At 65.9% G+C, this 25,162-nt stretch carries 21 protein-coding genes; 10 read left to right on the top strand and 11 right to left on the bottom strand.

Annotated features, from left to right (window positions below; all coding sequences use genetic code 11):
* Nucleotides 1–88: 88 nt before the first annotated feature.
* Nucleotides 89–2,053: a rhamnogalacturonan lyase gene (locus CHB97_RS12175; RefSeq protein ID WP_200819910.1), complete on the bottom strand. Its 1,965-nt coding sequence runs from the start codon at nt 2,051–2,053 to the stop codon at nt 89–91.
* Nucleotides 2,054–2,197: 144 nt separating this feature from the next.
* Between CHB97_RS12175 and CHB97_RS12170 the strand changes: the two genes are divergently transcribed.
* Nucleotides 2,198–4,966, top strand: coding sequence for a Tat pathway signal sequence domain protein (locus tag CHB97_RS12170; protein WP_089288248.1), 2,769 nt, complete (start codon nt 2,198–2,200; stop codon nt 4,964–4,966).
* 257 nt (nt 4,967–5,223) lie between these two features.
* Here CHB97_RS12170 and CHB97_RS12165 read toward each other — a convergent pair whose 3' ends face one another.
* Nucleotides 5,224–5,631, bottom strand: coding sequence for an acyl-CoA thioesterase (locus CHB97_RS12165; protein ID WP_089288247.1), 408 nt, complete (start codon nt 5,629–5,631; stop codon nt 5,224–5,226).
* 290 nt (nt 5,632–5,921) lie between these two features.
* Between CHB97_RS12165 and CHB97_RS12160 the strand changes: the two genes are divergently transcribed.
* From CHB97_RS12160 to CHB97_RS12140, 5 genes are all read left to right on the top strand, one after another.
* Nucleotides 5,922–6,464: a hypothetical protein gene (locus CHB97_RS12160; protein WP_089288246.1), complete on the top strand. Its 543-nt coding sequence runs from the start codon at nt 5,922–5,924 to the stop codon at nt 6,462–6,464.
* 137 nt (nt 6,465–6,601) lie between these two features.
* The gene (cysE, locus tag CHB97_RS12155; protein ID WP_089288245.1) at nt 6,602–7,444 is read left to right on the top strand and encodes a serine O-acetyltransferase; all 843 of its coding nucleotides are present in this window, start codon (nt 6,602–6,604) and stop codon (nt 7,442–7,444) included.
* 225 nt (nt 7,445–7,669) lie between these two features.
* The gene (locus tag CHB97_RS12150; protein WP_089288317.1) at nt 7,670–8,239 is read left to right on the top strand and encodes a MarR family transcriptional regulator; all 570 of its coding nucleotides are present in this window, start codon (nt 7,670–7,672) and stop codon (nt 8,237–8,239) included.
* 3 nt (nt 8,240–8,242) lie between these two features.
* Nucleotides 8,243–9,439, top strand: coding sequence for a DUF2336 domain-containing protein (locus tag CHB97_RS12145; protein ID WP_089288244.1), 1,197 nt, complete (start codon nt 8,243–8,245; stop codon nt 9,437–9,439).
* Between the two features lie 32 nt (nt 9,440–9,471).
* A complete protein-coding gene (locus CHB97_RS12140) occupies nt 9,472–10,269 on the top strand; it encodes a DUF6065 family protein (protein ID WP_089288243.1) in 798 nt (265 codons plus the stop codon).
* On the opposite strand, the gene CHB97_RS12135 is transcribed toward CHB97_RS12140, so the two are convergent.
* The 3 genes from CHB97_RS12135 to CHB97_RS12125 form a co-directional block, all read right to left on the bottom strand.
* Complete coding sequence (locus CHB97_RS12135) at nt 10,226–11,527, bottom strand: class I SAM-dependent methyltransferase (RefSeq protein WP_089288242.1); 1,302 nt, start codon at nt 11,525–11,527, stop codon at nt 10,226–10,228. The two genes, CHB97_RS12140 and CHB97_RS12135, sit on opposite strands and share 44 nt — an antisense overlap.
* A gap of 69 nt (nt 11,528–11,596) precedes the next feature.
* Entirely contained in the window at nt 11,597–11,959 is a 363-nt protein-coding gene (locus tag CHB97_RS12130) for a hypothetical protein (protein ID WP_089288241.1), read from the bottom strand.
* A gap of 106 nt (nt 11,960–12,065) precedes the next feature.
* Nucleotides 12,066–12,566 (bottom strand): MarR family winged helix-turn-helix transcriptional regulator, encoded by a 501-nt coding sequence (locus CHB97_RS12125; RefSeq protein ID WP_089288240.1) that lies wholly within the window; start codon nt 12,564–12,566, stop codon nt 12,066–12,068.
* Between the two features lie 123 nt (nt 12,567–12,689).
* On the opposite strand from CHB97_RS12125, the gene CHB97_RS12120 reads away from it, so the two are divergent.
* On the top strand, nt 12,690–13,883 hold the full coding sequence (locus CHB97_RS12120; protein WP_200819909.1) for an MFS transporter: 1,194 nt from the start codon (nt 12,690–12,692) through the stop codon (nt 13,881–13,883).
* A gap of 4 nt (nt 13,884–13,887) precedes the next feature.
* Here CHB97_RS12120 and CHB97_RS12115 read toward each other — a convergent pair whose 3' ends face one another.
* The 3 genes from CHB97_RS12115 to CHB97_RS12105 all read right to left on the bottom strand — a co-directional run bounded on the left by CHB97_RS12115 (nt 13,888) and on the right by CHB97_RS12105 (nt 16,525).
* Nucleotides 13,888–15,276: a PLP-dependent aminotransferase family protein gene (locus tag CHB97_RS12115; protein WP_089288315.1), complete on the bottom strand. Its 1,389-nt coding sequence runs from the start codon at nt 15,274–15,276 to the stop codon at nt 13,888–13,890.
* A 37-nt stretch (nt 15,277–15,313) separates the two neighbouring features.
* Nucleotides 15,314–15,703 (bottom strand): DUF983 domain-containing protein, encoded by a 390-nt coding sequence (locus CHB97_RS12110; RefSeq protein WP_200819908.1) that lies wholly within the window; start codon nt 15,701–15,703, stop codon nt 15,314–15,316.
* A gap of 156 nt (nt 15,704–15,859) precedes the next feature.
* Nucleotides 15,860–16,525 (bottom strand): fumarylacetoacetate hydrolase family protein, encoded by a 666-nt coding sequence (locus CHB97_RS12105; protein ID WP_089288239.1) that lies wholly within the window; start codon nt 16,523–16,525, stop codon nt 15,860–15,862.
* Between the two features lie 129 nt (nt 16,526–16,654).
* On the opposite strand from CHB97_RS12105, the gene kynU reads away from it, so the two are divergent.
* Complete coding sequence (gene kynU, locus CHB97_RS12100; RefSeq protein ID WP_089288238.1) at nt 16,655–17,890, top strand: kynureninase; 1,236 nt, start codon at nt 16,655–16,657, stop codon at nt 17,888–17,890.
* A 203-nt stretch (nt 17,891–18,093) separates the two neighbouring features.
* Here the strand turns inward: kynU and CHB97_RS12095 are convergent, their stop codons facing one another.
* Nucleotides 18,094–19,374, bottom strand: a complete 1,281-nt coding sequence (locus CHB97_RS12095; protein WP_244559517.1) for an aspartate aminotransferase family protein — start codon at nt 19,372–19,374, stop codon at nt 18,094–18,096.
* Between the two features lie 243 nt (nt 19,375–19,617).
* Between CHB97_RS12095 and mprF the strand changes: the two genes are divergently transcribed.
* Nucleotides 19,618–22,194, top strand: coding sequence for a bifunctional lysylphosphatidylglycerol flippase/synthetase MprF (mprF, locus tag CHB97_RS12090; RefSeq protein ID WP_089288236.1), 2,577 nt, complete (start codon nt 19,618–19,620; stop codon nt 22,192–22,194).
* Complete coding sequence (locus CHB97_RS12085; RefSeq protein ID WP_089288235.1) at nt 22,191–23,567, top strand: virulence factor family protein; 1,377 nt, start codon at nt 22,191–22,193, stop codon at nt 23,565–23,567. The genes mprF and CHB97_RS12085 overlap by 4 nt, the downstream gene beginning before the upstream one ends.
* A 130-nt stretch (nt 23,568–23,697) precedes the next feature.
* On the opposite strand, the gene CHB97_RS12080 is transcribed toward CHB97_RS12085, so the two are convergent.
* Together CHB97_RS12080 and CHB97_RS12075 are read right to left on the bottom strand one after the other, a co-directional pair.
* Nucleotides 23,698–24,570, bottom strand: a complete 873-nt coding sequence (locus tag CHB97_RS12080) for a hypothetical protein (RefSeq protein ID WP_089288234.1) — start codon at nt 24,568–24,570, stop codon at nt 23,698–23,700.
* 78 nt (nt 24,571–24,648) lie between these two features.
* Nucleotides 24,649–25,140, bottom strand: coding sequence for an Lrp/AsnC family transcriptional regulator (locus CHB97_RS12075; protein ID WP_089288233.1), 492 nt, complete (start codon nt 25,138–25,140; stop codon nt 24,649–24,651).
* Nucleotides 25,141–25,162 lie beyond the last annotated feature (22 nt).

Genomic DNA, 25,162 nt, shown 5'->3' with positions numbered 1-25,162 from the left:
GGCACCCGGGTCTCGGGTGCCGCCCTTGTTCATGACTGGTGGCCAGGGGTCGAAGGGAGGGGGCGCTCCCACCCCCCTCCCCCGCCACTTACGGTGTGCGGATATGCGGGGCCGGTGGCGGCGCCATGCCGTGGCCTAAGAAGAAACTGGTATGGGGCGGCTGGTTATAGGCGACATTCTGCCAGGCCACCCCCAGCCGATAGACCGGATCATGCATCAGGGTGACGAAGCGGTAATCGGTGGGCCAGGACGTGGTGTAAATGCGCAGGGCGCTGTTATCCTTGGTGCGCCAGATCACCTCTTCCCGCCAGTCGCCCAGAATATCGGCCGACAGGGTGGGCGTGGCCTTGGTGCCATTGTTGGAGGCCACGCCCTCGGGTGCCAGCAGGGTGACGGTCTCCCCCTTCTCCCAATCCCATTTGGCGATTTCCTCCTTATCCAGCAATTCGCGCAGCAGGTCGCCATCCCACCAAATGCCGAAATTCACCTGACGGGGATGTTTGGGGGCGATCAGGGAGCCCTGGGCGCTGTAGAGCGCCGGGGAATTGCTGGCCCAGGCCTCCGCCCCTGGTGAGCGCGGATCGATATCGAAGGCCACGCCGCGCCCGGTATCGCGGTCCGTCGGCGTGCTCCACAGTACCTTGCCGGTGGCGGCATCCAGCATGGCGGCACCGATGCCGCCATTGCGGCTGGGCACCTCATGCACGCCGAACCGTTCCAGGCCGGGATGCAGCGGGTCCAGATCGCTGACATGCAGCGTGTCGCCATGGTACAGCTTGGCCGACCACAGGCCCTTGCCATTATCATCGATGGCCATGGAGCCATAGATGATCTCATCCTTGCCATCGCCATCCACATCGGCAACGGCAAGCTGATGGTTGCCCTGGCCGGCATAATCCTGGTTGCCGGGGGCGGAACTGTCAAAGAACCAGCGCTGCGTCAGCTTGCCGTCACGCCAATCCCAGGCGGCCAGCGTGCTGCGCGCGTAATAGCCGCGCGCCATCACGATGCTGGGCCGTTCCCCATCCAGATAGGCGACCCCGGCCAGGAACCGGTCGGACCGGTTGGCATAGCCATCGCCCCATACCTGCGTCATCCGCTCCGGCGTGGGGGCGTCGGTTTCATCGTCGCGGCCCGGCAGATAGGGCTGGCTGGCCAGCGCCTTGCCGGTCCGCCCGTCAAACACGGTCAGATATTCCGGGCCTTTCAGGATACGGCCTTCCAGTTTGGCCACCTTGCTGCCATCAGCCTTGGTTTCAGCACCCGTGCGGTCGGCCTGGGGCACATCGCCGCCATGGCCGCGCCAATCGGCATTGGCATCGCCGATCACCTGCCCGGTGCCGTCCACCGTGCCGTCACTGGTGCGGGCCACCAGTTCGGCCCGGCCGTCGCCATCGAAATCATAGACCAGGAACTGCGTGTAATGGGCGCCGGCGCGGATATTGCGGCCCATATCGATCCGCCATAGCCGGGTGCCGTCCAGCCGATAGGCATCCAGGATCACCGGCCCGGTATAGCCGCTGAAGGCATTATCCTTGGAATTGCTGGGATCCCATTTCAGCACAATCTCATATTGCCCATCGCCATCCAGGTCGCCGACGCTGGCATCATTGGCGTTGTAGCTATAGGCCTCCCCCGTCGGGGTGGTGCCGCCCGGCGGCTGTTGCAGCGGAATGGTCAGGTAGCCCTGCCGCCACACCGTTGCTGTGCCGGCCACCGCCTGTTCCGCCCCACCCTGCACCGGGCGCAGCGTATAGGTACCGCCGCCATCGGCCCCCTTGTCCAGAAAGCTGGTGGGGCCGGTCAGCGGCTTGCCATTCAGTTTGCGCCCGTCGCGGTACAGGTTGAAGGCCAGATCGGCCGGGTCGGTGCCCAGCAGGCGCCAGCCCACCAGCACCCCGCCCTGGGCGGGCACGGCCACCATGCCGCGATCCAGCTTTTCCATCTGGCGGGGGGCGGCGGCCTGGACCGCCGGGGCGGCCAGCGCCACGGCGGCGGTCGCCAATCCCATGCACAGCATCACCGCGCGGCTGGCGGGGGAAAGCACTCTCATATCCACTCCCTGGGCTGGTTTTGGGCTATTATATGCAGATTGATCTGACAATTAAATTCCAATATAGAAAACACCACATCACAATATGAAACAAACCACCCGTATAAGGGCGGTGGCACGCGGCAGGAAACGGGAGCAAGCGGAATGGCTTTCAGCACGCCCAATCGGCGGGATTTCATGCGCGCCAGCGCCATCGGCGCCACGGCCACGGCGGCCCTGACCCTGGCCAGCACGGCCGGCAGCGCCGTGGCCGCGACCAAGGAGAAGGCGCCGGACACCCGCCTGCGCTGGATCGATGGCAAGGCCCCGTCGCTGCATCTGGGCCAGAGCTGGGGTGTGCCCTGGCCCCAGGGCGCCCATAAGCCCAGCCAGACGTTCCGCCTGCGCGATGCCAGCGGCCGGGATGTGCCGGTGCAAAGCTGGCCGCTGGCCACCTGGCCGGACGGGTCGCTGAAATGGTCGGCCCATAGCATTCCCGCCGGGGAAACCCCGGCTGAAACCTACGAATTGCAGGCTGGCAAGCCGGCCAGCCCGGACAGCCCGGTGAAGCTGGTGGAAAAGGCCGATGCCATCACCATCAGCATCGGTTCCCGGCAATGGCTGGTGCCCAAACAAGGCAGCCAACTGATCGCCAGCGCCAGCGTGGATGGGCGGGAGGTGCTGCGCGGCCTGCATCTGGTGGCGATATCGCAGGATCAGCCGGACCTGTCCGACACCGGCAGCCTGACCCAGCGCAATTTCACCAGCGCCATCGGCAAGGTGACGGTGGAACAATCCGGCCCCATCCGCGCCGTGGTGAAGCTTGAAGGCAGCCATCGCGGCACCGGCGCCGATGGGGTGCGCGACTGGCTGCCCTTCACCGTGCGGCTTTATTTTCAGGCCGGTGCCGAATCGGTGCGGGTGATGCACAGCTTCATCTTCGATGGGGATGAGAACAAGGATTTCATCCGCGGCCTGGGCCTGCGCGCATCCGTGCCGCTGGCCGATGCGCCGCACGACCGGCATATCCGCTTCGCCGGGCTGGATGGCGGCCTGTGGGGGGAGGCGGTGCGCCCGTTGACGGGCCTGCGCCGCGATCCCGGCAAGGATTATCGCGCCGCCCAGATTGCGGGCCAGCCCGTCCCCGCCCTGTCCGGTATGGCGGAAACCGTCTCCAAGCGGCTGGACCTGATCCCCACCTGGGGTGATTTCACCCTGTCCCAGCCCAATGCCGATGGTTTTGCCATCACCAAGCGCACCAAGCCCGGCCATGGCTGGATCAATGCGCAATCGGGCCAGCGGGCCGCCGGGCTGGGCTATGTCGGCGGGGGTACGGGCGGCGGAACCGCCTTTGCCCTGTCGCATTTCTGGGAAAGCCACCCGTCGCGTCTGGATATCCGGGGGGCCAATGGCGATCTGGCGGAGGTGACGGTCTGGCTCTGGTCGCCGGACGCGCCGGCGATGGATCTGCGCTTCTATCACGACGGGATGGGCATCAAGGACCACCCGACCGAACGCGAAGCGCTGGAAATCACCTATGAGGATTATGAGGAAGGCTGGGGCCGCCCCTATGGCATTGCCCGCACCAGCGAGCTGCATTTCTGGTCCCTGCCGGCCACCCCGGCACGGGAAAAACTGGTGCGTATGGCCGCAGCGGTGCGGGAACGCCCGCAACTGATGTGCCCACCGGAACGGCTGCACGCCGTGCCGGTATTCGGTGACTGGGCGCTGGTGGACCGCTCCACCCCCACCCGCACGCTGATCGAGGATCAGGCCGATTTCCTGCTGGACCTGTATCAGCGACAGGTGGAACAGCGGCGCTGGTACGGGTTCTGGCATTACGGCGACGTGATGCACACCTATGATACAGACCGGCATGAATGGCGCTATGATATTGGCGGCTATGCCTGGGCCAATTCCGAACTCTCGCCCGATCTCTGGCTCTGGTACAGCTTCCTGCGCACCGGGCGGGGCGATGTGTTCCGCCTGGCAGAAGCCATGACCCGCCATACCGGCGAAGTGGATGTCTGCCATCTGGGCCCCTATCGCGGCTTCGGCACGCGCCATGGGGTGCAGCATTGGGCCGACAGTTCCAAACAGCCCCGCATCTCCAACGCCGCTTACCGGCGGATTTACTATTTCCTCAGCGGCGGGGATGAACGGGTGGGCGACCTGATGCGCAGCCTGCTGGGGTCGGAGGAAACGCTGACCCGCGTGGATATCAGCCGCAAGCTGGGCAAGCCGCCGCCGACCGAAGTGATGGTGGGCTTTGGCACGACCTGGGGTTCCTTCCTGGCCATGTGGCTGGTGGAATGGGAACGCACGGGCGACAAGCGCTGGCGCGACCGCATCCTGGCCGGCATGAACAGCATCGGAAAAATGCAACGCGGCTGGTTTGCCGGGGAAGCGCCGTTCGATATGGCGACCGGCGCCTTCAAAGACCCCGGTGACACGATCGGCGTCTCCCATCTCAGCGCTGTGTTCGGCGCGGTGGAGATCAATTCAGAGCTGCTGACCCTGGTGGATGCGCCGGAGTACCGCAAGGCCTGGCTGGAATATTGCGCCTTCTATAATGCGCCCGCGGCGGAGCTGCGCGCCAAGCTGGGCAAGGATGTGAAGGGGCGCGGCCTGACCGAATCGCATTCCCGCCTGACCGCCTATGCCGCGCATCATCTGGGTGACCAGAAGCTGGCGGATCGGGCCTGGCAGGAATTCCTGACCAGCCATGCCAAGGCCGGTTACGGGCTGGGCATGACGCTGACCCATATTGATGGGGCGGCCGTGCTGCACCCGGTGGATGAAAACCCGGCCATGACCACCAACAACACCGCCCAATGGGGCCTCGCCGCCTTCCAGAACCTGGCCCTGGTGGGCGACCGGCTGGAGGCAGTGGCGGCCCAGCTGGGGCCGGATGCCTATCGGGCGAAGGGGTGATAGATTATACTCAGTTGCCATGATCAGAACTGATCGGTTCTGATCATGGCCCTCAGACGCCGGGGGGGGCGCGCTTAAGGCACCCTTAGCTTCGGGGCGCACGAGCGCCGGGCTGGCGGTCGCCAGCCTCCAACCTGCCTAGGGTCAAGCCTCGTCAGGTTGGTATACTCAAGTGACGGGAGAATCCCGGAACTGGGTATACCTAAGCCCGTGCGGCGTTTGAGCATTTTGCCGAATTTATTCGGCACTTGGGTATATCAATCCAGCGGCGGCACCGGCCGGGGGCGGCCATCACCATCGATGGCGACGAAGGTGAACAAAGCCTCCGTCACCTTGAACCGCTCCTCCCCCTCCCGGCTGCGACGCCAGGCCTCCACATGGATTTTCATGGAGGTGCGGCCGACATGGGTGATGTCGGCATAAAGGCTCACCTCATCCCCCACCAGAACCGGGCGGTGGAACACCATGGCATCCACCGCGATGGTGGCGCAGCGGCCGCGCGCCCGGCGGGCCGCGGCATTGCCGGCAGCCAGATCCATCTGCGCCATCAGCCAGCCGCCGAAAATATCGCCGGCCGGGTTGGTATCCCCCGGCATGGCAATGGTGCGCACCGCCGGTTCCACCGGGCAGCCATTGGGGGTTGTCTTCTCAATATCCGGCATCATCCAATCCTGGCACGGGTCTTGTTGCCAACCATGTCAGCCGGCGGGATTGGACGCAAGAAAGCTTGCAGGCATTGGATACATTTCGATTTTAAATCTATTATCGAATCTTTATCATGGCAGCACGGCGATACCATCAAAGGTGCAATAGAACGGAAAATTGCTACAACCGCGCACGACGCCCAGGCTTTACCATAATTGGCTGGGCTTCATGGTGGCCCAGGTCACGCAATCGCATACATAACAGGAACCGGCCGACAGGATGGGCAGTGCCGGACAGGTGGAAAGCCAAGATGGGGATGGGTGGGAATATGGGCGATGCGGTCGCCAACCTGGATGCAGCCGCCATCTGGGTGATCGAACAGGCCATCGCCCTGCTGGAACAGCCGCCGGCGGGGCGGGATGGGCTGTCTATGCTGTCGGAAACATTGGCGGCGCAATGGGGCGTGACGCTGACGGCGCCGCCGGCACTGAATAATGAGCGCTATCTGGCCCTGTTCCAGATCGGCCGCGACGGCATCACCCACCGGGTCCAAACCCTGCACCGCGCCTGGGATGACGGGGTGCTGTATGAGCTGTGGCAGGTGACGGCGGGGGAGGATGGGCCGACCCCGCAGGCCCTGTTCATCACCACCCGCTGCGACGATCTGGAGGCGGTGCGGCAGGTGCGGCGGGCCAGCCGGCATTTCCCAGGCGCCATCACCAGCGACGAGGGCAGGCAACTGCCCCTGCCGCTGGGCAATCGCCGGCTGCTGGACGATATGCGCCCCTGGCTGTTCCCCGACAGCTTCCCCGGCAGCACCCTCCTGGCGGATGGCGGGAACGACACGGCGTGAGCCCCACACGGCCCGGCACCCCGCCGGGCGCGTGGCAACCATGCCGGGCCACACGATGTTTCCCGCTTGCACCGGACGGTGCCGGTGATCAAATAACCGGCAAAGCCATTCTTCATGGAAAACAGGGGGCCGATCCCATGTCTGCACGCGCGCCCGCCCAGAACACCGACTTCGTGTCCCAGCTCGACCCGATCTGGGCCGCCCTGCGCGCCGAGGCGCAGCAGGCGGTGGTGGCGGAACCCTTGATGGCCAGCCTGTTCTATGGCGCCATTCTGAACCAGCCCAACCTGGAATCGGCTGTCATTCACCGCATCGCCAACCGGCTGCACCATACTGACATGCCGGCCGAACTGCTGGTACAGGCGCTGCAGACGGCGGTGGAGGCGGAACCGGACCTGGGCCAGATATTCCGCGCCGATATCGCCGCCGTGCTGGACCGTGACCCGGCCTGCGGCCGCCATATCGAACCGGTGCTGTATTTCAAGGGCTTCCAGGCGCTGGAAGCGCACCGGCTGGCCCATCGTCTGTGGCATATGGGGCGGCGCGACGTCGCCTATTACCTGCAGAGCCGTTCCTCCGTCGTCTTCGGGGTGGATATCCACCCGGCCGCCCGTTTCGGGCGCGGGGTGATGATTGACCATGCCACCGGCGTGGTGGTGGGGGAAACAGCCGTGGTCGGCGATAATGTCTCCATGCTGCACGGGGTCAATCTGGGCGGCAATGGCAAGGAACATGGCGACCGCCATCCCAAGATCGGTTCCGGCGTGCTGCTGGGCGCCAATGCCAAGGTGCTGGGCAATATCCGCATCGGTGATTGCGCCCGCGTGGCCGCCGGTTCGGTGGTGCTGCGCGATGTGCCGCCCTGCGTCACCGTGGCCGGTGTTCCCGCCAAGGTGGTGGGGGAAGCCGGTTGCGCCAACCCGGCCCGGGTGATGGACCATGTGTTCGCCGATTATGTGGATGCCGGGGCCGATATCTGACCCCCGCCTTCCGTTCTATCTCCACGGCACGGGGGGCATGTGTGACGGATATCCTTGCAGTGCAGCGGATAGACGATAATCTATGCTTGGATAGATGTGCAGGCGCCGCCGCCCCGCTGGGTGCGGCCATGTATGACGTTTGGATGTGATGCGTGCGGATGCAAATCCGGCAGGATGATCCAAAGGGGATGACAAATGGCGGCGGGCGAAGAGGGATTTGGCAAGATGATCAGATTGACCCGGATCGGTGACCGGTCACTCGACGGAACCGAAAGGGCGGCAGAGGCACGCCAGCCCGACAGCCGCGCCGGGGAAGCCTCACCGGCCAGCAATGTGGCGCTCTACCGGGATATTGCCCGCGTCATCGACCATATGCAGCGCCGGCTGCATGATGTGGTGCGGGTGGAGCTGGGCCGGATCGGCGTGGATGATATCAGCCCGATGCAGGTGCTGATGCTGCTGAATATCGGTGATGATGAGCTGTCGGTCCGCGACCTGATGGAGCGCGGCTATTATCTGGGTTCCAACGCCAGCTATAATCTGAAGCATCTGGTCGAACAGGGCTATGTCGACCGGGCCGCCTCCCAGCGCGATCGTCGCGCCGCCCGGCTGCGTCTGTCGGAAAAGGGCGAATGGCTGTGTGCAGAGATCGGCAAGCTGGAAAACCGGCAGGCCACCCAGCTGCTGCGCAACACCGCCGATAGCGCCGATCTGGAAACGACCTATCGGATGCTGCGCCGGCTGGAGCGCATGTGGGGCGATATCGTCCGCTATGATGGCCGCGGCCAGGATTGACGCATGGGCATTGTTCCCCGCCTGAAAGGGGATCTGGCCGCCCCGCCCCGGCCCGCCATCCGTGCCCGGCTGACCAGCCGGGATGTTGACCGGCTGCTGCGCCAGCCCGGTGCGGAATCCCGCATCGAAACCATGGCCAAGCTGGTCACGGAGATGGAGGAAGGCAGCCTGACCGAGACGGAAAAGCGGCTGGCGCTGGATATTCTGCGCGCCTTTGCCGCCGACGCCGAAACGGAGGTGCGGGCCGCAGTCGCCTGGCAGATCCATAACAGCCCCATCCTGACCAGCGATCTGGCCGAACGGCTGGTGCGCGACGTGGCGCAGGTGGCCGTGCCCATCCTGAAATATGTGGATGGGCTGCCGGAGGCGCTGCTGCTGGAGGTGGTGGCGGAGCGCGATGCACAAAAACAGCTGGCCATTGCCGGCCGCCGCAGCGTTTCGGCGGCCGTATCCGCCGCCCTGGTGGAAACCGGCAATGTACTGACCGTGGTGCATCTGCTGCGCAATCGCGGGGCCGCCGTGAAGGAAACCACGCTGGAACGCGCGGCCGAACGGTTCGGCCAGTTCCGGCTGGTGGCTGACAGCGTGGCGGCCCGGCCGGAAATCACCCTGGCCATGGTCGAACGCATGATCGCCCTGGTGTCGGAAGATGTGCGCCAGCAACTGATCCAGGACCATAATATAGAGCCATCGCTGGCCAGAAGGCTGGCCGAGGGCGGGCGGGAGGCGGCGACGCTGCGCCTGCTGCAGCCGCTGCTGCTGTCGCCGGATGATGCGGAAATGGTGGCCCGCCACCTGTTCCGCCAGGGCCGGTTGACGCCGCAGGTGCTGTTCCGCGCGCTGTGTGCCGGCGATCTGGAACTGTTTGTCGCCGGCATGGCGGCGCGGGCCAATATTGCCAGCCAGGCGGCCAGCATCCTGGCCTGGGATGATGGGGTGCTGGGCCTGCATTGCCTGCTGGATGCCGCCGCCGTGCCCCCGGCCCTGACCGGGCCGTTCCGCACCGCCCAGCAGGTGGCGCTGGATTGCGAGTATGTCAGCGGCCATTGCCCGCGGGAAAAGTTCCAGGCGCTGGTCGTGGAAACCCTGTTCGACCGCTATGCCGATGCCGCAGAGCGGGAGGTGGATGAATTGCTGATGCAGATATCCGACCAGCCCGGCCTGGATATCGGCGCAGAGCTGATGCCGCAGCGCGTGTGACCGATCACGCCGGAGGCCGGGGGGAGCCAAGCATGAAGCTGACCTGCTACGCGCTTTATGACCCGCCGCCGCTGCTGCGCCCGGCACCGGCGACGCGGGACTGGATGGATGCCACGCCGGACGGCTATGCCTATCGCTGTCTGCCGCTGAACATTGCCAATGCGCATGGCTGGGAAATTCTCTGCCCCATCGGGTTCAGCGCCATCTGGGATGGCGGCACCAGCCCATCGGCGCTGCGGGTGACCCTGGATGCCGGCGACCGGGCGCCGGCCATTTCGCATTTCGGCTCCGGTATCCTGACCTTCCATGTCGAGGCGCTGTTCCGAACCGAACCGGGCTGGAACCTCTATGTGCAGGGGCCGGCCAATGCGCCCAAGGATGCCATCGCGCCCTTGACCGGGGTGGTGGAAACCGACTGGGCGCCCTACAGTTTCACCATGAACTGGAAATTCACCCGCCCCGGCCAGACGGTGCGGTTTGAAGCGGGGGAGCCGTTTTGCGGCCTGTTCCCGGTGCGGCGCGACCTGATCGGACAGGTGGAACCGGAAATCCGCCGCTTGTCCGATGCGCCCGAGCTGCTGGCCGATTATCAGGCCTGGTCAGAGGGGCGCACCCGCTTCAACGCCGAACTGGCCCAGCCGGATTCCGCCGCGCGCACGGCGAAATGGCAGAAAAGCTATTATCTGGGCAACCGCCCGGATGGCAGCAGCGCCAATGCCGACCATATCATCAAACTGCGCCCCGCCCCCTTTGCCGATCGGCGGGAGGAGGCGCAGGGCGAAACCGCTAATTCCCCACAGACAGCAGGCGGATCGCCACCTGACCCGTGAAGGGGCTGACGGCGATATAGTGGAAGCGCACGCCGAAAGCGGCGGCATATTCCTGAAAAGCCTTGAATTCATGGTCGGCCCAGCTGCGGTTGCCGATGAATTCATCGAACACCAGCACTGACCCCGGCGCCAGCCGGGGGGCCAGCGCCGTCAGCACGGTGACGCTGGAACTGTAAATATCGCAATCGACATTGACGAAACGCACCGGCCCCGGATGGTCCGCCAGAAAGCCCGGCAACGTCTGGTCGAACCAGCCGGGATGCAGGGTGACATTGCCCGGCATGGCGGGCAGATCAGTGCCAGTGCTGAAGGTGCCCGCTGGCTCGTTCCCCCAGCTTTCCGGCAGCCCTTCAAAACTGTCAAACCCATGCACAGGCTGGCCGGCCGCCGCCGCGATGTGGCGCAGGGAGGTGCCGCGCCGCACGCCAAATTCCAGCACCAGCCCCGGCACCTGCGCCTGTTCCAGCCCATGGCGCAGCAGATCGGCCGACAGGCCGAACAGACGGCAATCGGGGGCCAGATGCGGACGCAGGGCCAAGGCCCCTTCCAGAATGGCTTGATTGCCACCATTACCACCGCCATCCGTGACCGGTTCGCCCATAAAACTGTGATAGGCATCCAGAAAGGCGCGATATTTACGGTTGGCACCGGGACAGGCGGCCGCCTGTTCCAACCGGGCCAGCGCCGCCGGCAGCCCCTGCAGCGCCAACAGGCAGGCATGGGAGGCGAAAAGACCGGCGGCATGGCCGGCGCGCAGAGTCAGCAGCCGGTCGAATACCGCCAGCGCCCCCGCCGCATCACCCAGCGCATGGGCGGACAGGGCGCGCTGATACAGCAGCTCTTCCGTGACCAGTCCGGCATTTTCCAGGCTTTCGGCGAAGGAAATCGTGTCTTCATAGCGCGCATCACGCCGCAGGGCCGTGGCCAGCGCATCGGCCAGGGCCGCATCATCCGGGTGGGCGGCGTGCAGCGCTTCCAGCATCGGTACCGCCAGATGCATCAGGCCCAACCCGTTCAGCGCACGGGCCAGATCAAAACGAATGGCGGGATCATCCGGCACCAGGGCCAACGCCTGTTCCAGGGCCGCGCGCGCGCCGCCATGTTCATGCAGCCCGATCAGGGCGCGGCCCAGCAATGCCAGTTCCCCCGCCCCCTGCGGCCCCTGCCCTTCCAGCAGCAGACGCCGTGCCGCCCGATAGCGGCCCCCGGCCAGCAAGTCGGCGGCCTGGGCTTCACGGGAAAGGGGGTGATCGGTCATGGTGGGCGGTCCGGCAGGCGTGAAAGCGCTGCTTTAGCAGGAAAGCCGGGAGCGCACCAATAGCCCGGATCACAGGGGGAAAGGTTCCCCAGTGAAATAGCGCAACGTGCCGTCCTTCTGTTCAACCATGGCCCCGCCACCGGCATCCAGATACCAACGGTGGCGGCTGCCATCCTGCAGGGTCAACTCACCCGAAGCCCGACAGCCGGAGAAGATGCCATCGGCGTAATAGGCCTGTTTGTCCACTTCCCGCGCGTGGCGCAGCCAGTTTGCCACCTTCCGGTCGACCGGGCGGAACTTCGCGCAGAGATCGGCGGGCATGTTGAGTTCGCCTGCCCGATACAGACCCGTTTCCAGCACGGTCAGATTCTGTACGGGCAAGGGACGGGCGGCCGCGGCGACACAAGCGGTCAGCAGCAGGCAAGCGGCCATCCCCCATCCAATCCTGACCATAGAATCCCCCCAATCACGCTGCCTTCATGATCCCGTAACCGCCCGCCGCCACAACCGGGCGTCGGTATGATCACCGAAAGGGGCATTATCCCCCCGGCGGGGGCAGGCCCGCCAGCAGCTTGGCCAGCAGCCCATCCAGGGCCTGACGTTCGGCCCGGTCCAGCCCGGCCAGCAAACGATCCTCATTGGCGATATGGGGTTCCAGGATGCCGTCGATCAGGGACAGGCCCCGGTCGGTCAGCCCCACCAGCAGGCCGCGCCGGTCGGCCGGGTTGGCGTGGCGCGCCACCAGCCCGGCCTTTTCCAGCCGGTCCAGCCGGCACGTCATCCCACCGGAGGAGATCATCGCCGTCTCATAGAGCGCGGTCGGCGTCAGCCGATAGGGCGCGCCGGCCCGGCGCAAGGTCATCAGCACGTCAAATTCGCCATGCTGCAGGCCATGCGCGGCCAGGAACGGGGCCAGCCCGTCCCGCTGGATCAGCTGCGCCGCCTCCAGCAGACGGCCGATCACCACCATGGGCTGTGCGTCCAGGTCCGGCCGTTCCCGCGCCCATTGCGCTGCCGCTTCCCCGGCCCGATCCCGCATGGCTGCCCCCTATATATCTTAGCGGTAAGATATTCTTCGATAAGACATTATAGCAGGCAAAGGCAGTGCGGCAATCGGGGTGAACCCGGCGGATCGCAACAAAGCCAGAGGGATAGAGTCACCATGACGATTTGCACCACCGCCGCCGGGGCGCCCCGGCGGGCCGGCACCGCCCTGGCCATTGCCGGGATGTTGCTGTTGGGCCTGAACCTGCGCCCGGCCCTGGCCGCCATCGGCCCGCTGCTGGATCTGATCCAGCCCGATACCGGATTATCCAGCACGGGCGCCAGCCTGCTGACCGTGCTGCCCATCGTGGCCATGGGGGTATTCTCCATGGCGGGCGGGATGTTGCGCCGCCTGCTGGGGGAGCGGGGCGGCATCACGCTGGGGGCGGCCCTGGTGGCGCTCGCCTGCCTGCTGCGGGCAGCGCCCCTGGGCGGGCTGGCCATGCTGGGCACGGCCCTGCTGGCCGGCATCGGCATTGCCCTGGTCCAGGCCCTGCTGCCCGCCACCATCAAGCGTCGCCACCCGGATCAGGTGGGGCGGATGATGGGGCTTTACACCACCTCCATCATGGGTGGGGCCTCCATCGCCGCCGCCTCGGCCGCCGGCCTGTCGGAATGGCTGGGCTGGAACGGGGCGCTGTCCTTCTGGGCGGTGCCGGCGGCCCTGGCCCTGGTGCTCTGGCTGGTCAGCAGCGGCGATGTGCCGGGCGCCAGCGGGCGGGTCACGGCCAGCGCCGCCGCCCCGGTCAATTGGTGGAGCCGGCGGCGGACCTGGCTGCTGCTGGCCTTTTTCGGCATCGGCACCGGCGCCTTCACCCTGGTGCTGGCCTGGCTGCCGCCCTTTTACACCCAGTTGGGCTGGGACCGGGCAGCGGCAGGATATCTGATGGCCGGCGTCACCATGACGGAAGTGGTGGCCGGGCTGACCGTGTCGGCCGTCATCGGCCGTTTCCCCGACCGGCGCGGGCCGGTCTTTCTGGTGTTGAGCCTGCTGATCGGCGGCTTGCTCTGCCTGATGCTGGCCCCGGCGGCGCTGGCCATGCCGGCCTGCATCCTGGTGGGGTTGGGGATCGGGTCCCTGTTCCCGCTCTCCATGATCCTGGCCATGGACCAGTCGGAAAACCCGGCCGATGCGGGGGCCCTGCTCTCCATCGTGCAGGGCGGCGGCTATCTGATTGCCAGCCTGATGCCGCTGCTGGCCGGCTGGCTGCGTGACCAGTTCGCTGATCTGACCTGGGCCTGGGCCGCCATGGCCATCGGTGTACTGGTGATGATGGCCATCACCAGCCGGTTCAAGCCGCTTAAGGCGTAACCGGTCACACGATTTCCGGGGACAGCGGCGGGCCGTCGGCTAGCAGGTCGGCAATATTCTCCAGGGCCAGCGCCAACCCCGTATGATCAGGGGCCGCGCCCAGCGCCACCCGCACATGCTGCCCGGCAGCCTCCCCCACGGCAAAGGCGCTGCCGGGCACCAGAGCGGCACCGGCCCGGCGGGCAGCCGCGACGAAATCCGCCTCCGTCCAGCCGGCTGGCAGGGTCAGCCAGAGGTGATGGCCTTCCGCACGCGCGGAAACCAGGGCGGGGGGCAACAGGCGGGCGGCCAGTTGTTGGCGGGCCTGCGCCTCGGCGCGCACGCCCTGCAGAATGGCCGCCGCCGTGCCATCGGCGATCCAGGCGGAGGCGGTGGCCACCGACAGCGGCGGGGGCATCTGGGCAACGGCCCGCAACGCGGCCCGGCCCTGGGCAGCCCGCGCCACATCCGGCGCCACCACATAGGCCAGCCGCAAACCCGGCGTCAGCACCTTGGCCAGGGTCGCCACATGCCACACCAGATCCGACCCCAAGGCAGCCAAGGGCGGCAATGGCGTGACCGGTAACAGCCCATAAGCATCATCTTCGATAATGCAGAAGCCGTGATGGCGGGCAATCGCCACAATGGCCTGGCGCCGTTCCAGCGGCAGGGTGGCCGTGGTGGGGTTATGCAGGGTGGGCGTCAGGTAAAGCGCATCCACATCGCCCGCCGCACAGGCGGCCGCCAGCGCATCGGGGCACAGCCCGTCAGCATCCATCGCCACGCCGCGCATCGCCAGCCCCAGCGCAGCGGCGGCAGCCCGGAAGCCCGGATAGGTGTGACAGCCGGACAGCACCACCCGCCCCGGTCGCACCAGGGCGCTGAGCAGGGCGGCCAGGGCCGCCTGCGCCCCGCCGGTGATCAGCACCCGTTCCGCCGGCAGATCCGGCAAAACCGGGGCCAGCCATGCCGCCCCCGCCGCCCGGTCGGCCAAAGCCCCGCCCGCCGGTTGATAGGAGAGCAGGCGCAACAGATCGGCCCGCCGCGTCACCGCCGCCATGGTATGGGCAAGGGCTGCCTGCAGGTCCAGCCCTTGCGGACGCGGCGGAATATTCATCGACAGGTCCAGCTCCACCGCCCGCACGGCCGGCGGAATCACCACCCGGTCACGCACAAAGGTGCCGCGCCCCACCGCCGTATCCACCAGCCCGCGCGCCCGCGCCTCCCCATAGGCGCGGGTCACGGTGGTCAGGTCGATGCCCAGGGCCGCCGCCAGGGCCCGATGGGTGGGCAGCCGGTCGCCCGGCCGCAACTGGCCATTGGCAATGTCGCTGGCAATCACATCGGCGATGGCGCGGTAAAGCGGGCCGGCCCCGATGCGGCCATGCGGGTTCCAGCCCGCGGCCGGGGACATTGTCTGGATTGTCTGGGGTGCGGAAGGAAGATGCATCTCAATCCTCTTCCGCGTCCAACCGGGCCTGTTCGGCCTTGTTCATATATTGCGAACAGACCAGCCAGCCCTTCAGCGGCCGCAACAGGGCTAGGCAGGAGAGCACAGCCAAGGGCAATGTCGTCACCAGATGCACCCAATAGGGCGCCTGGAAAGCCAGTTCCAGCCAGACGGCAAAACCGACCAGCGGGAAACTGACGATGGACATGGTGAAAAAGGCCGGGCCATCGGCCGGGTCGGCAAAACTGTAATCCAGCCCGCAGACCTCGCATTGCTTGGCCAGCGACAGATAGCCTTTGAAAATATGCCCCTTGCCGCAGGCCGGGCACAGGCCGCGCACCCCCAGCCCCATCGGGGTGCCGGCAAAATCGGACAGGCGGCGCGGTTCCATGATCGACCTCACTGTATGGATATTCTGTCAGAAGAATGTAGGCATTTCTGCCAGACATTCTTCTAACAGTTTCGGGCGGCTGGGCCAGGGGTGGCGCATGAACTGCGACCATCCACCCCAAGGCCCCCATACAATCCGGTCAATAATGGCGGAGGGTCAGCCGGCGACGGTGATTTCCACCACCAGGGAGCCAACCCCCTCCACATGACCTTCCAGCCGGTCACCCGGCAGCACGGCCCCCACCCCGGCGGGGGTGCCGGTGAAGATCAGGTCGCCAGCGGCCAGTGGCTGGTAACGCGCCAGCTCGGCGATGATTTCCGGGACGGTCCAGATCATTTCCGACAGGTCGCCTTCCTGCCGGGGCAGGCCGTTGACCGTCAGATGGATGCGGCCGGTTGCCACCTGCGGCACCTCTGCTGCCGGGCGCAGGGCGGAAACCGGAGCGGCGGCATCAAAGCTTTTGGTCATGTCCCAGGGCTTGCCGCCCTTTTTCATTTCCGCCTGCAGGTCGCGCCGGGTGAAATCCACCCCCACGCCATAGCCGAAAATGGAACCGCCGGGACCGATGGCCACCACCAGTTCCACCTCGTGATGCAGGTCGGCGGTTAGCGGCGGATAGGGAACGGCACCGCCGCCCGCCACCAGGGCATTGGGCTGCTTGGTAAAAAAGAACGGCGGCTCCCGGTTGGCCTGCCCCATTTCGCGCGCATGGGAATCGTAATTCCGCCCGACACAGAAGATGCGGCCGACAGGAAACAGGCTGTCACTACCCAGCACCGGCAGGGCGGCAATCGGCGGCGGATCAAAGGCAAAATGGCTCATCAGGGCGGTCCCGGTCTGGGGGGAAGGATGGGCGCAGATAAACACAAGGCCGGGGCGGGAACCAAGCCGCTTGACGCGGCCCCGCCATCATGATGTGCCAGGGGGACGGACAGAACAGGGATAAACCCGATGATGAATCGTGAACAGGCGGCGGCGCTGGATCAGGCCGATCCGCTGGCCGCTTTCCGGGCGGAATTCGCCCTGCCGGAAGGGATCATCTATCTCAACGGCAATTCGCTGGGCCCACTGCCCGCCCGCGCGGCGGCGCGGGTGGCCGAGGTGGCGGCCAGGGAATGGGGCGAGGGGCTGATCCGCAGCTGGAACAGCGCCGGCTGGTACAGCGCCCCGCGCCGGCTGGGCGACAGGCTGGCCGGGCTGCTGGGGGCAGAGACCGGGGAAATGGTGGTGACCGATGCCACCGGCCTGAATCTGTTCAAGGCCGTGGCCGCAGCATTGGACCTGCGGCCCGACCGCCGGGTGATCGTGATGGAGGGGAGCAATTTCCCCACCAATAATTACATCGTCCAGGGTCTGGCGCGGTTTCTGGATCGCGGCCACGAGATTCGCTTTGTCGAGAAGGACGGCATTCTGGATGCCATCGGCCCGGATGTGGCCGTGGTGGCGCTGACCCATGCGCATTACAAGACCGCGCATCTGCTGGATATGGCCGGGATCACGGCGGCCGCCCATGCGGCAGGTGCCCTGACGGTCTGGGATTTGTGCCACAGCGCCGGGGCGGTGCCGGTCGATCTCAATGGGGCCGGGGCGGATTTCGCCGTCGGCTGCAGCTATAAATATCTCAATGGCGGGCCGGGCAGCCCCGCCTTCATCTTCGCCGCCCGCCGCCACCAGGCGTCCATGCGCCAGCCTTTGTCGGGCTGGTGGAGCCATGCGGCCCCCTTTGCCTTTGACCGGGACTTCCAACCGGCCGAGGGCATCGCCCGGATGCTGACCGGCACCCAGCCCATCCTGTCGCTGGCCGGGGCAGAGGCCGGGATCGATCTGGCCTGCAGGGCGGATGCGGCCCAGGCCCGCGCCAAATCCAGCGCGATGGGGGATATGTTCATTGAACTGTTGGAAATACGCGTGACCGGGCACGGTTTCAGCCTGGAAAGCCCGCGGTTGGCGACCGAACGCGGCGGCCATGTCGCGCTGTCGCATCCGCAGGGCTATCCGATCATGAAGGCGCTGATTGAGGCGGGGGTGATTGGTGATTTCCGGGCGCCGGACACGCTGCGCTTCGGCTTCTCCCCGCTCTATCTGCGCTATGTGGATGTATGGGACGCGGTGGCCGTGCTGGCGGACATCATGGCAAGCGGGCGCTGGCGGGAAGCGCGGTTCCAGCAGGTGGACGCGGTGACGTGAGCTGGGGCCGGTAAATTAAGGGTTTGGAGCAGCAGAGAAGATTACTAGAGCGGATCGCGGAAAAGCGGAATCGCTTTGGAGCGTGAATCCGCTCGCTGAACAAGGACTTAGAGCCGGGTGTGTTTCCGTTTAAACGCACCCGGCTCTAGACTGGCGCTAGCAAGAATAGCAGGCGGAACCGTGACCGGTTCCGCCGCTTTACCTCATTCCACCTCTGTCAATACCGTGCGGATCGTGTCGACGATCTGGTCTATCTGCCCCTTCTCCACGATCAGCGGCGGCGACAGGGCGATGGTGTCGCCGGTGGTGCGGATCAGCAGGCCCTTTTCAAAACATTTCAGGAAGGCGCTGAAGGCCCGTCTGGTCGGCTGGCCGGCAATCGGCTCCAGCTCAATGGCGCCGATCAGGCCCAGATTGCGGATATCCACCACATGGGCCGCATCGCGCAGCGAATGCATCGCCACTTCCCAGTAACCGGCCAGTTCCGCCGCCCGGGTCAACAGCCCTTCATTGCGATAGAGGTCCAGCGTCGCCAGACCGGCGGCGGCGGCCAGCGGGTGACCGGAATAGGTGTAGCCATGGAACAGCTCAATGACATTTTCCGGCCCGGTCATGAAGGCATCATAGATCTTCTTCTGGAAGAAGACGGCCCCCATCGGCACGGTGGCATTGGTCAAGCCCTTGGCCGCGGTGATGATATCTGGCATCACGCCGAAATAATCGGTGGCAAAGGGCGCGCCCAGCCGGCCGAAACCGGTGATGACCTCATCAAAAATCAGCAGCAACCCGTGCTTGTCACAGATGGCGCGCAGCTTTTCCAGATAGCCCTGGGGCGGCACCAGCACGCCGGTGGAGCAGGCCACCGGCTCCACAATCACGGCGGCGATGGTGCTGGCATCATGCAGGGCGACAATGCGCTCCAGCTCATCGGCCAGATGGGCGCCCCATTCCGGCTGGCCCCGGCTGAAGGCCTGATGGGCACGGTCATAGGTGTGGGGCAGATGGTCCACCCCCGGCAATTGTGCGCCAAACGCCTTGCGGTTGGTAACGATGCCGCCGACGGAGATGCCACCGAAACCAACCCCGTGATAGCCGCGTTCCCGCCCGATGAACCGGGTTCGTTGGCCCTCCCCGCGTGACCGGTGATAGGCCAGCGCCACTTTCAGCGCCGTATCCACCGATTCGGAGCCGGAATTGGTGAAGAACACATGATCCAGCCCCGGCGGCAGCAGCTGCACCAGCTGGGAAGCGAACTCAAACGCCACCGGATGGCCCATCTGGAAGGTGGGGGCGAAATCCATTTCCGCCGCCTGTTTCTGGATGGCGGCGGTGATTTCCGCCCGGCAATGGCCGGCATTGACACACCAGAGACCGGCAGTGCCGTCCAGAATCTGCCGTCCATCCTCGCTGCGGTAATACATGCCGCTGGCGGAAACCAGCAGGCGCGGCGCCTGCTTGAATTGCCGGTTGGCCGTGAACGGCATCCAGAAGGCATCCAGATTATTGGGGCGCGTCTGCTGGTCTGGCACTCTTGATCTCCGGCAAGGATGGAAACGCGCCGCCAGCATGGCGCGTCCGCCCCCGGCTCCGCAAGGTTGGTTTCAAGCGAAATTTCGATGTCAGCCCGTGCCAAACTGTTGCGCCCCCTATGCTTTGCGGGCCCGTGGCTCTATGACAAAGGTTGCGGCATGATCGCCGCCGGAAAAAGGCAGCTGGACCCCGTTGGAATGCGTGACGATCACGAGCTAGGCCCGGAGCCCGCCAGCAGGCGGCCGCACCTGCGCACCGCGCTGACGGCCCTGGCCGTGCTGGCGGTGGCTGCGGCGGGATGGTTCGCCGCCACCCGGCTGGCCAATGAGATTTCCTATGATGAGGTGATGGAGGCGCTGCGGGCCACGCCGCTCTGGGCCATCGGCGCCGCCCTGGGCATGACGGGGGCCAGTTTCCTGGCGTTGACCTTCTATGATCGCGCCGCCCTGGCCTGGATCGGCCGGCCCATGCCGTCGCCAACCATCATGCTGGCCTCTTTCTGCGCCTATGCGGTGGGCAATACGGCCGGGTTCGGCCCGCTGACGGCGGGGGCCATCCGCTATCGCTTCTACACCCCGCATGGGCTGGAGCCGGAGGAGGTGGCGCGCATCATCGCCTTTGTCACCGCCACCTTCGGGCTGGGGCTGGCGGCCACCACCGGGCTGGGCCTGCTGATCGCGGGCGATATCGCCGCCCTGGGCCTGCCCGGCAGCGTGCCGCGCCTGCTGGGCATTGCCATCCTGGCCGGGCTGGGCCTGTTGATCTGGCTGGCCGGCCATCAGGGCAGCGTGCAGCTGGGCAAGACCCGGCTGGTCCTGCCCAAACCCCGGCTGATGCTGGGCCAGATGGCCGCCGCCATTGCCGATATCGCCGCCGCCGGCAGTGCGCTGTGGCTGCTGCTGCCCGGCCTGGATATCGGCTGGACCGGTTTCATTGCCGTCTATGCCGTGGCGGTGGGGCTGGGCGTGTTGAGCCATGTGCCCGCCGGGCTGGGCGTGTTTGAAACGGTGATCCTGGCCGCCCTGGGCAGCCGGGTGGATACCGAACAGGTGCTGGGCGCCCTGCTGCTTTATCGCGTCATCTATCATGTGGTGCCGCTGCTGCTGGCCGGGCTGGTGGTCAGTGTGCTGGAAACGCGGCGTGCTGCCCTGGCCGTGGCAGGATCGCGCCTGGGCAAGGTGGGCGGGCGCATGGCGCCGCCGGTGCTGGGCACGCTGGCGCTGGTGCTGTCGGCCATGCTGATCTTTTCCGGCGTCACCCCGGCGGCAGACGGTAATCTGGAACTGCTGTCCGACCTGTTGCCGCTGCCCCTGCTGGAAGGGGCGCATTTTCTCTCCTCCATCCTGGGGCTGGGCCTGTTCATTGTGGCGCGCGGGCTGGTCTATCGCCTGGATGGTGCCTGGTGGGCGGCCGTGGCGATGCTGCCCGTTGCCATCCTGCTGTCGCTGGCCAAGGGGCTGGCCCTGACGGAGGCGTGCCTGCTGGCCAGCCTGCTGCTGCTGCTGCTGTTCAGCCGGCGCCGGTTCGACCGGCGCAGTTCCCTGCTGCACCAGACATTGACCATCCGCTGGCTGCTGGCGGTGGGGGTGCTGCTGCTGACGGCGCTGACCATCCTATTCTTCGTCTATAAGGATGTGGAATACGCCCACGGCCTTTGGTGGCAGTTTGAGTTTTCCGAGGAGGCGCCGCGTTCCCTGCGCGCCATGCTGGGGGTGGGGCTGCTGGCCGGCATGGCCGCAGCCCTGTCCCTGCTGGGGCACAGCCGGGTACGCAGCGGCCCTGCCGGGCCCGAAGAACTGGCCCGCGCCCGCACCATCGTTGATGCCCAGCCGCGCACCGGTGCCCTGCTGGCCCTGCTGGGCGACAAGAGCCTGCTGTTCTCCGACGATGGCCGGGCCTTCATCATGTATGGCTGCCAGGGCCGATCCTGGATCGCCCTGTTCGATCCGGTCGGCCCGCGTGATGCCTGGCCGCAACTGGTCTGGCGCTTTGTGGAAATGGCCCGTGCGGCCGGCGGCCGCGCCGTGTTCTATGAGGTGGCACCAGAAAATCTGGCGCTTTATGCCGATGCCGGGCTGGCCGCCTTCAAGCTGGGCGAAGATGCCTTCCTTGACCTGCCCTCGTTCGACCTGAAAGGGTCCAAACGCGCCAACCAGCGCAACGCCCTGAACCGGGGGGAGCGCGACGGGCTGGTGTTCGACATCATCCCGACCGAGGCTGTACCGGCAGCCATGGCAGAGCTGCAGGCCGTTTCCGACGATTGGCTGGAGGCGCATGAGGTGCGGGAGAAACGTTTCTCCTTAGGCGCCTTCGAGCCCGATTACCTGGCGCTGCGGCCGGTGGCCGTGCTGCGGCGTGACGGCGCCATCGTCGCCTTCGCCAACCTGATGAGCACAGACCTGAAGGAGGAGATCAGCATTGATCTAATGCGCTTCTCCCGCGCGGCACCGCCGGGGGCGATGGAATATCTGCTGCTGCGGCTGATTCTGCTGTGCAAGGAACAGGGCTATCAGCGTTTCAACCTGGGTATGGCGCCGCTGGCCGGCCTGTCGGACAGCAATGCCGCCAGCATCTGGCACCGGGTGGGCCGCGCCGTCTATGACCATGGCGACCGTTTCTATAATTTCAGCGGCCTGCGGGCCTTCAAATCCAAGTTCCAGCCCCGGTGGGAGGCACGGTACATGGCGGTTTCTGGCGGCATCAACCCGATGCTGGCCCTGGCCGATGTCACCGTGCTGATCAGCGGCGGTTTGCGGGGTGTGGTGGGTAAATGAGTAAAAGTGCAAAGCTGGTGCTGATCTGGGTCATCACCTTGTCATTGCTGACATTTTTCGGTTGGCGTACCTGGCACGACGTTCCCCATACGGGATATCTGCCCCCCACCCAGCCCGGTGGGCTGCTGGGCCGGCTGCACCTGTACCAGCCCGTCGGCGGCAATACCGGCGCGGTGATCCTGTTCTCCCAAGGCAAGGGCTGGGGCGCTGCCGAACAGGAACTGGCCGAACGCCTGGCCGATCAGGGCATCCTGGTCATCGGTGCCAGCCTGGATCAGACTCTGGCCGCCATGGAACGGGAAAAGGTGGAATGCCTGGAGCCGAAATGGGTGGTGGAGGATATCAGCCGCAATACCCAGCGCTATCTGCGCAGCGGCAATTACCACCTGCCGGTGCTGGCCGGCATCGGCCCCGGCGCTACCCTGGCGCTGCGCATCGGGGCGGAAACATCCCGCGCTACCACGGGCGGCGTGGTGGCCATTGACCCCGCCCCCGGCGGGGAACCGAAGCGGCCAATCTGCCCCAATGATGATATCAACAGCGACAGCCCGCCGCTTTTCACCAAGGTAATCGTGACCAGTAACGGCGATCCGGCGCGGGCGACCACCGAAGCCGCCACCATGCGCGCACCGGAGCCAATCCACAGCCCGGCGCTCCCCGCCGATGCCCTGGCCGAGGCGGTAATGGCCCGCATCGCCACCCTGGCACCAACGGATGACAATACGCTGGACAGTCTGCCGCTGGTGGAAATGCCGACCAAGCCGGCCCTGGGCGTGATGGCTTTTGTCTATTCCGGGGATGGCGGCTGGCGCGATCTGGACAAGGATGTTGCCGAACGGCTGGTGGCGGAGGGTATCCCCACCATCGGCGTGGATATGCTGCGTTATTTCTGGTCTTACAAGAAACCCGCCGAGGCTGCGCGTGACCTGTCACGTATGATCCGCTTCTACCACACGAAATGGCCGGAGGCCCGGGTGGTGCTGGTCGGCTATTCCTTCGGGGCCGATGTGCTGCCCGCCATCTATAACCAGCTGCCGGAGGAGGATAAGGCGGCGGTGCACCAGCTTTCCCTGCTGGGTGTGTCCGACAAGGCGAGTTTTGAGATCTCGCTGGATGAGTTCCTGAACAATGACGATGAAAAGGCCGAACCCGTACTGCCGGAACTGAAGCGCATCCCGCCGGGGCTGATCCAGTGCTTCAACGGCAAGGAGGATGAGGAAAGCCTCTGCCCGACGCTGCAGAAAATGGGGGTAGAGACCATCACCACCGAGGGCGGCCACCATTTCGACGGGAATTATGAGCATCTGGCGGAGATGATTGCCAACGGGGCGAAGCGGCGCCTGCAGGCGACAGCACCGACGGCCGCCCCCTAACTCCAGGGGGCATGGGACATGCCCCCTGGAGGCCGGCGACTGCCGGCCCGCCGCACGTGCGGCGTGAGCCAAGGCGGCGGACGCCGCCGCCCGGCGATTGAGGGAACTGTTAAATACCCAGAGTCATGACCTATGGCTCTGGGTATAACAGCGGGGACTGGATGCGCTGATGGTCGCGCATCCGTTCAGCCCGCCAGCTGGCATTCCTGGTCAGGCCATGGTCGCGCGCCGCCAGACAGGCCTGCAGCGCCGCTGCCCGCCCGGCCACCGGATCGGCTACCAGCAGGTCCGGCGGCACCCGTGTCGCCAGCCGGGCCAATGTCTCCGGCGGTGGGGGCGGGGCCGCCTGCAGCCAGTCATGTGACAGGCCGAAGCCGGAACGCATCAGCAGTTCCACCATGTAATCGCCACTGCAATGCAGGGTGGGGAAATGGCCCGGCACCTCCACAATCATCGGCAGGAGGGGGGCAAGCGAGGGAACCACGAGGTTGGGATAGACCTGGGCGCCCAGATAGATGCCGGCGATCTCTGCGAAATGGGCGATGTCGCGCACCGGCTCCATCCCGCTCTGCGCCAAGGGCATGATTTCCACCTTGGGCTTGGTGATGGTCACCGTATCATTGGCGACATCGACATAAAGCCCGCCAAACTGCATGGCATTCTGAAAGAACCGCCCGCGCAAGGCGCCCCAGATGGAGCGGATAATGCCGCCCTGGCCGGCAAAGCTGGCCAGAACCCGTTCCACCGGATGGACGGGGGCGGCAATGCGGCGCTCCAGCTCCTGAAAGGCCACCATGCTGATTTCCAGGCAGCGGCCCAGCGGATAGGTCTTTCCCATCTGCGGCAGGCATTGCGGGGCCAGCACCCGGTCAATCTCCCGCCGCATCGCCAGCAGATACTGGAACAGCGCTTTGCGGATGGGCAGAAGATGGCGGGCGGTCAGGGCAATCTGGCGCTGACAAAGCGGTGCCGGCTGTTGCGGCAGCAGATCGCAAAATGCCATACCCGGGGACATCCTTCACCTGAGAACCGATGCCGGCAGACTGCCATGGGGCGCATGGGCGGTGAAGCGGGCAATCGGTTATTCCTCCTGCCCGAACAGGGGGATGGGGGCCATGTCGCGCACCGGGCGCAGCACGATGTTGCTGGTCACCCGCACCACCCCCAGTTCGCTGTCATCGATCCAGCTTTGCGTCAGTTCCTGATAGGCATCAATATCCGGGCAGATCAGCTTGGCCACATAATCAAAGGCGCCGCTGACCTCAAAACATTCCACCACCTCCGGCGTATTGGCCAGCCGGCGTTCGAACAGCTGACGGCTTTCGCGGCCATGCCGTTCCATGGCGATCTGCGCCAGCACGGTGATACAGGATTGCAGCCGCCTTATATCCAGCACCGCCTGATAGCGCCGGATCAGCCCTTCGCGTTCCAGCCGGCGCACCCGTTCCAGGCAGGGGCGCGGTGACAGCCCGACCTTTTCCGACAAGGCCTGGTTGGTAATGCGGCCATCCTGCTGCAGCGCCATCAGGATACGTTGGTCGATCTGGTCCAGGCGACGTCGGGAAGGGCTCATGGGCAAGGGCCTTGGGTGGGGG

The sequence above is a fragment of the Azospirillum sp. RU38E genome, from assembly GCF_900188385.1.
GTDB lineage: Bacteria > Pseudomonadota > Alphaproteobacteria > Azospirillales > Azospirillaceae > Niveispirillum.
Note: the sequence above shows the minus strand (reverse complement) of the source record. Positions and strands in the feature narration are given on the sequence as shown.

Excerpts from the sequence above, each read along its gene's own strand:
- CHB97_RS12175 (WP_200819910.1), bottom strand. The coding sequence starts at position 2,053 with ATGAGAGTGCTTTCCCCCGCCAGCCGCGCGGTGATGCTGTGCATGGGA.
- CHB97_RS12170 (WP_089288248.1), top strand. The coding sequence starts at position 2,198 with ATGGCTTTCAGCACGCCCAATCGGCGGGATTTCATGCGCGCCAGCGCC.
- CHB97_RS12165 (WP_089288247.1), bottom strand. The coding sequence starts at position 5,631 with ATGATGCCGGATATTGAGAAGACAACCCCCAATGGCTGCCCGGTGGAA.
- CHB97_RS12160 (WP_089288246.1), top strand. The coding sequence starts at position 5,922 with ATGGGGATGGGTGGGAATATGGGCGATGCGGTCGCCAACCTGGATGCA.
- cysE (WP_089288245.1), top strand. The coding sequence starts at position 6,602 with ATGTCTGCACGCGCGCCCGCCCAGAACACCGACTTCGTGTCCCAGCTC.
- CHB97_RS12150 (WP_089288317.1), top strand. The coding sequence starts at position 7,670 with ATGATCAGATTGACCCGGATCGGTGACCGGTCACTCGACGGAACCGAA.
- CHB97_RS12145 (WP_089288244.1), top strand. The coding sequence starts at position 8,243 with ATGGGCATTGTTCCCCGCCTGAAAGGGGATCTGGCCGCCCCGCCCCGG.
- CHB97_RS12140 (WP_089288243.1), top strand. The coding sequence starts at position 9,472 with ATGAAGCTGACCTGCTACGCGCTTTATGACCCGCCGCCGCTGCTGCGC.
- CHB97_RS12135 (WP_089288242.1), bottom strand. The coding sequence starts at position 11,527 with ATGACCGATCACCCCCTTTCCCGTGAAGCCCAGGCCGCCGACTTGCTG.
- CHB97_RS12130 (WP_089288241.1), bottom strand. The coding sequence starts at position 11,959 with ATGGCCGCTTGCCTGCTGCTGACCGCTTGTGTCGCCGCGGCCGCCCGT.
- CHB97_RS12125 (WP_089288240.1), bottom strand. The coding sequence starts at position 12,566 with ATGCGGGATCGGGCCGGGGAAGCGGCAGCGCAATGGGCGCGGGAACGG.
- CHB97_RS12120 (WP_200819909.1), top strand. The coding sequence starts at position 12,690 with ATGACGATTTGCACCACCGCCGCCGGGGCGCCCCGGCGGGCCGGCACC.
- CHB97_RS12115 (WP_089288315.1), bottom strand. The coding sequence starts at position 15,276 with ATGTCCCCGGCCGCGGGCTGGAACCCGCATGGCCGCATCGGGGCCGGC.
- CHB97_RS12110 (WP_200819908.1), bottom strand. The coding sequence starts at position 15,703 with ATGGAACCGCGCCGCCTGTCCGATTTTGCCGGCACCCCGATGGGGCTG.
- CHB97_RS12105 (WP_089288239.1), bottom strand. The coding sequence starts at position 16,525 with ATGAGCCATTTTGCCTTTGATCCGCCGCCGATTGCCGCCCTGCCGGTG.
- kynU (WP_089288238.1), top strand. The coding sequence starts at position 16,655 with ATGATGAATCGTGAACAGGCGGCGGCGCTGGATCAGGCCGATCCGCTG.
- CHB97_RS12095 (WP_244559517.1), bottom strand. The coding sequence starts at position 19,374 with ATGCCGTTCACGGCCAACCGGCAATTCAAGCAGGCGCCGCGCCTGCTG.
- mprF (WP_089288236.1), top strand. The coding sequence starts at position 19,618 with ATGCGTGACGATCACGAGCTAGGCCCGGAGCCCGCCAGCAGGCGGCCG.
- CHB97_RS12085 (WP_089288235.1), top strand. The coding sequence starts at position 22,191 with ATGAGTAAAAGTGCAAAGCTGGTGCTGATCTGGGTCATCACCTTGTCA.
- CHB97_RS12080 (WP_089288234.1), bottom strand. The coding sequence starts at position 24,570 with ATGGCATTTTGCGATCTGCTGCCGCAACAGCCGGCACCGCTTTGTCAG.
- CHB97_RS12075 (WP_089288233.1), bottom strand. The coding sequence starts at position 25,140 with ATGAGCCCTTCCCGACGTCGCCTGGACCAGATCGACCAACGTATCCTG.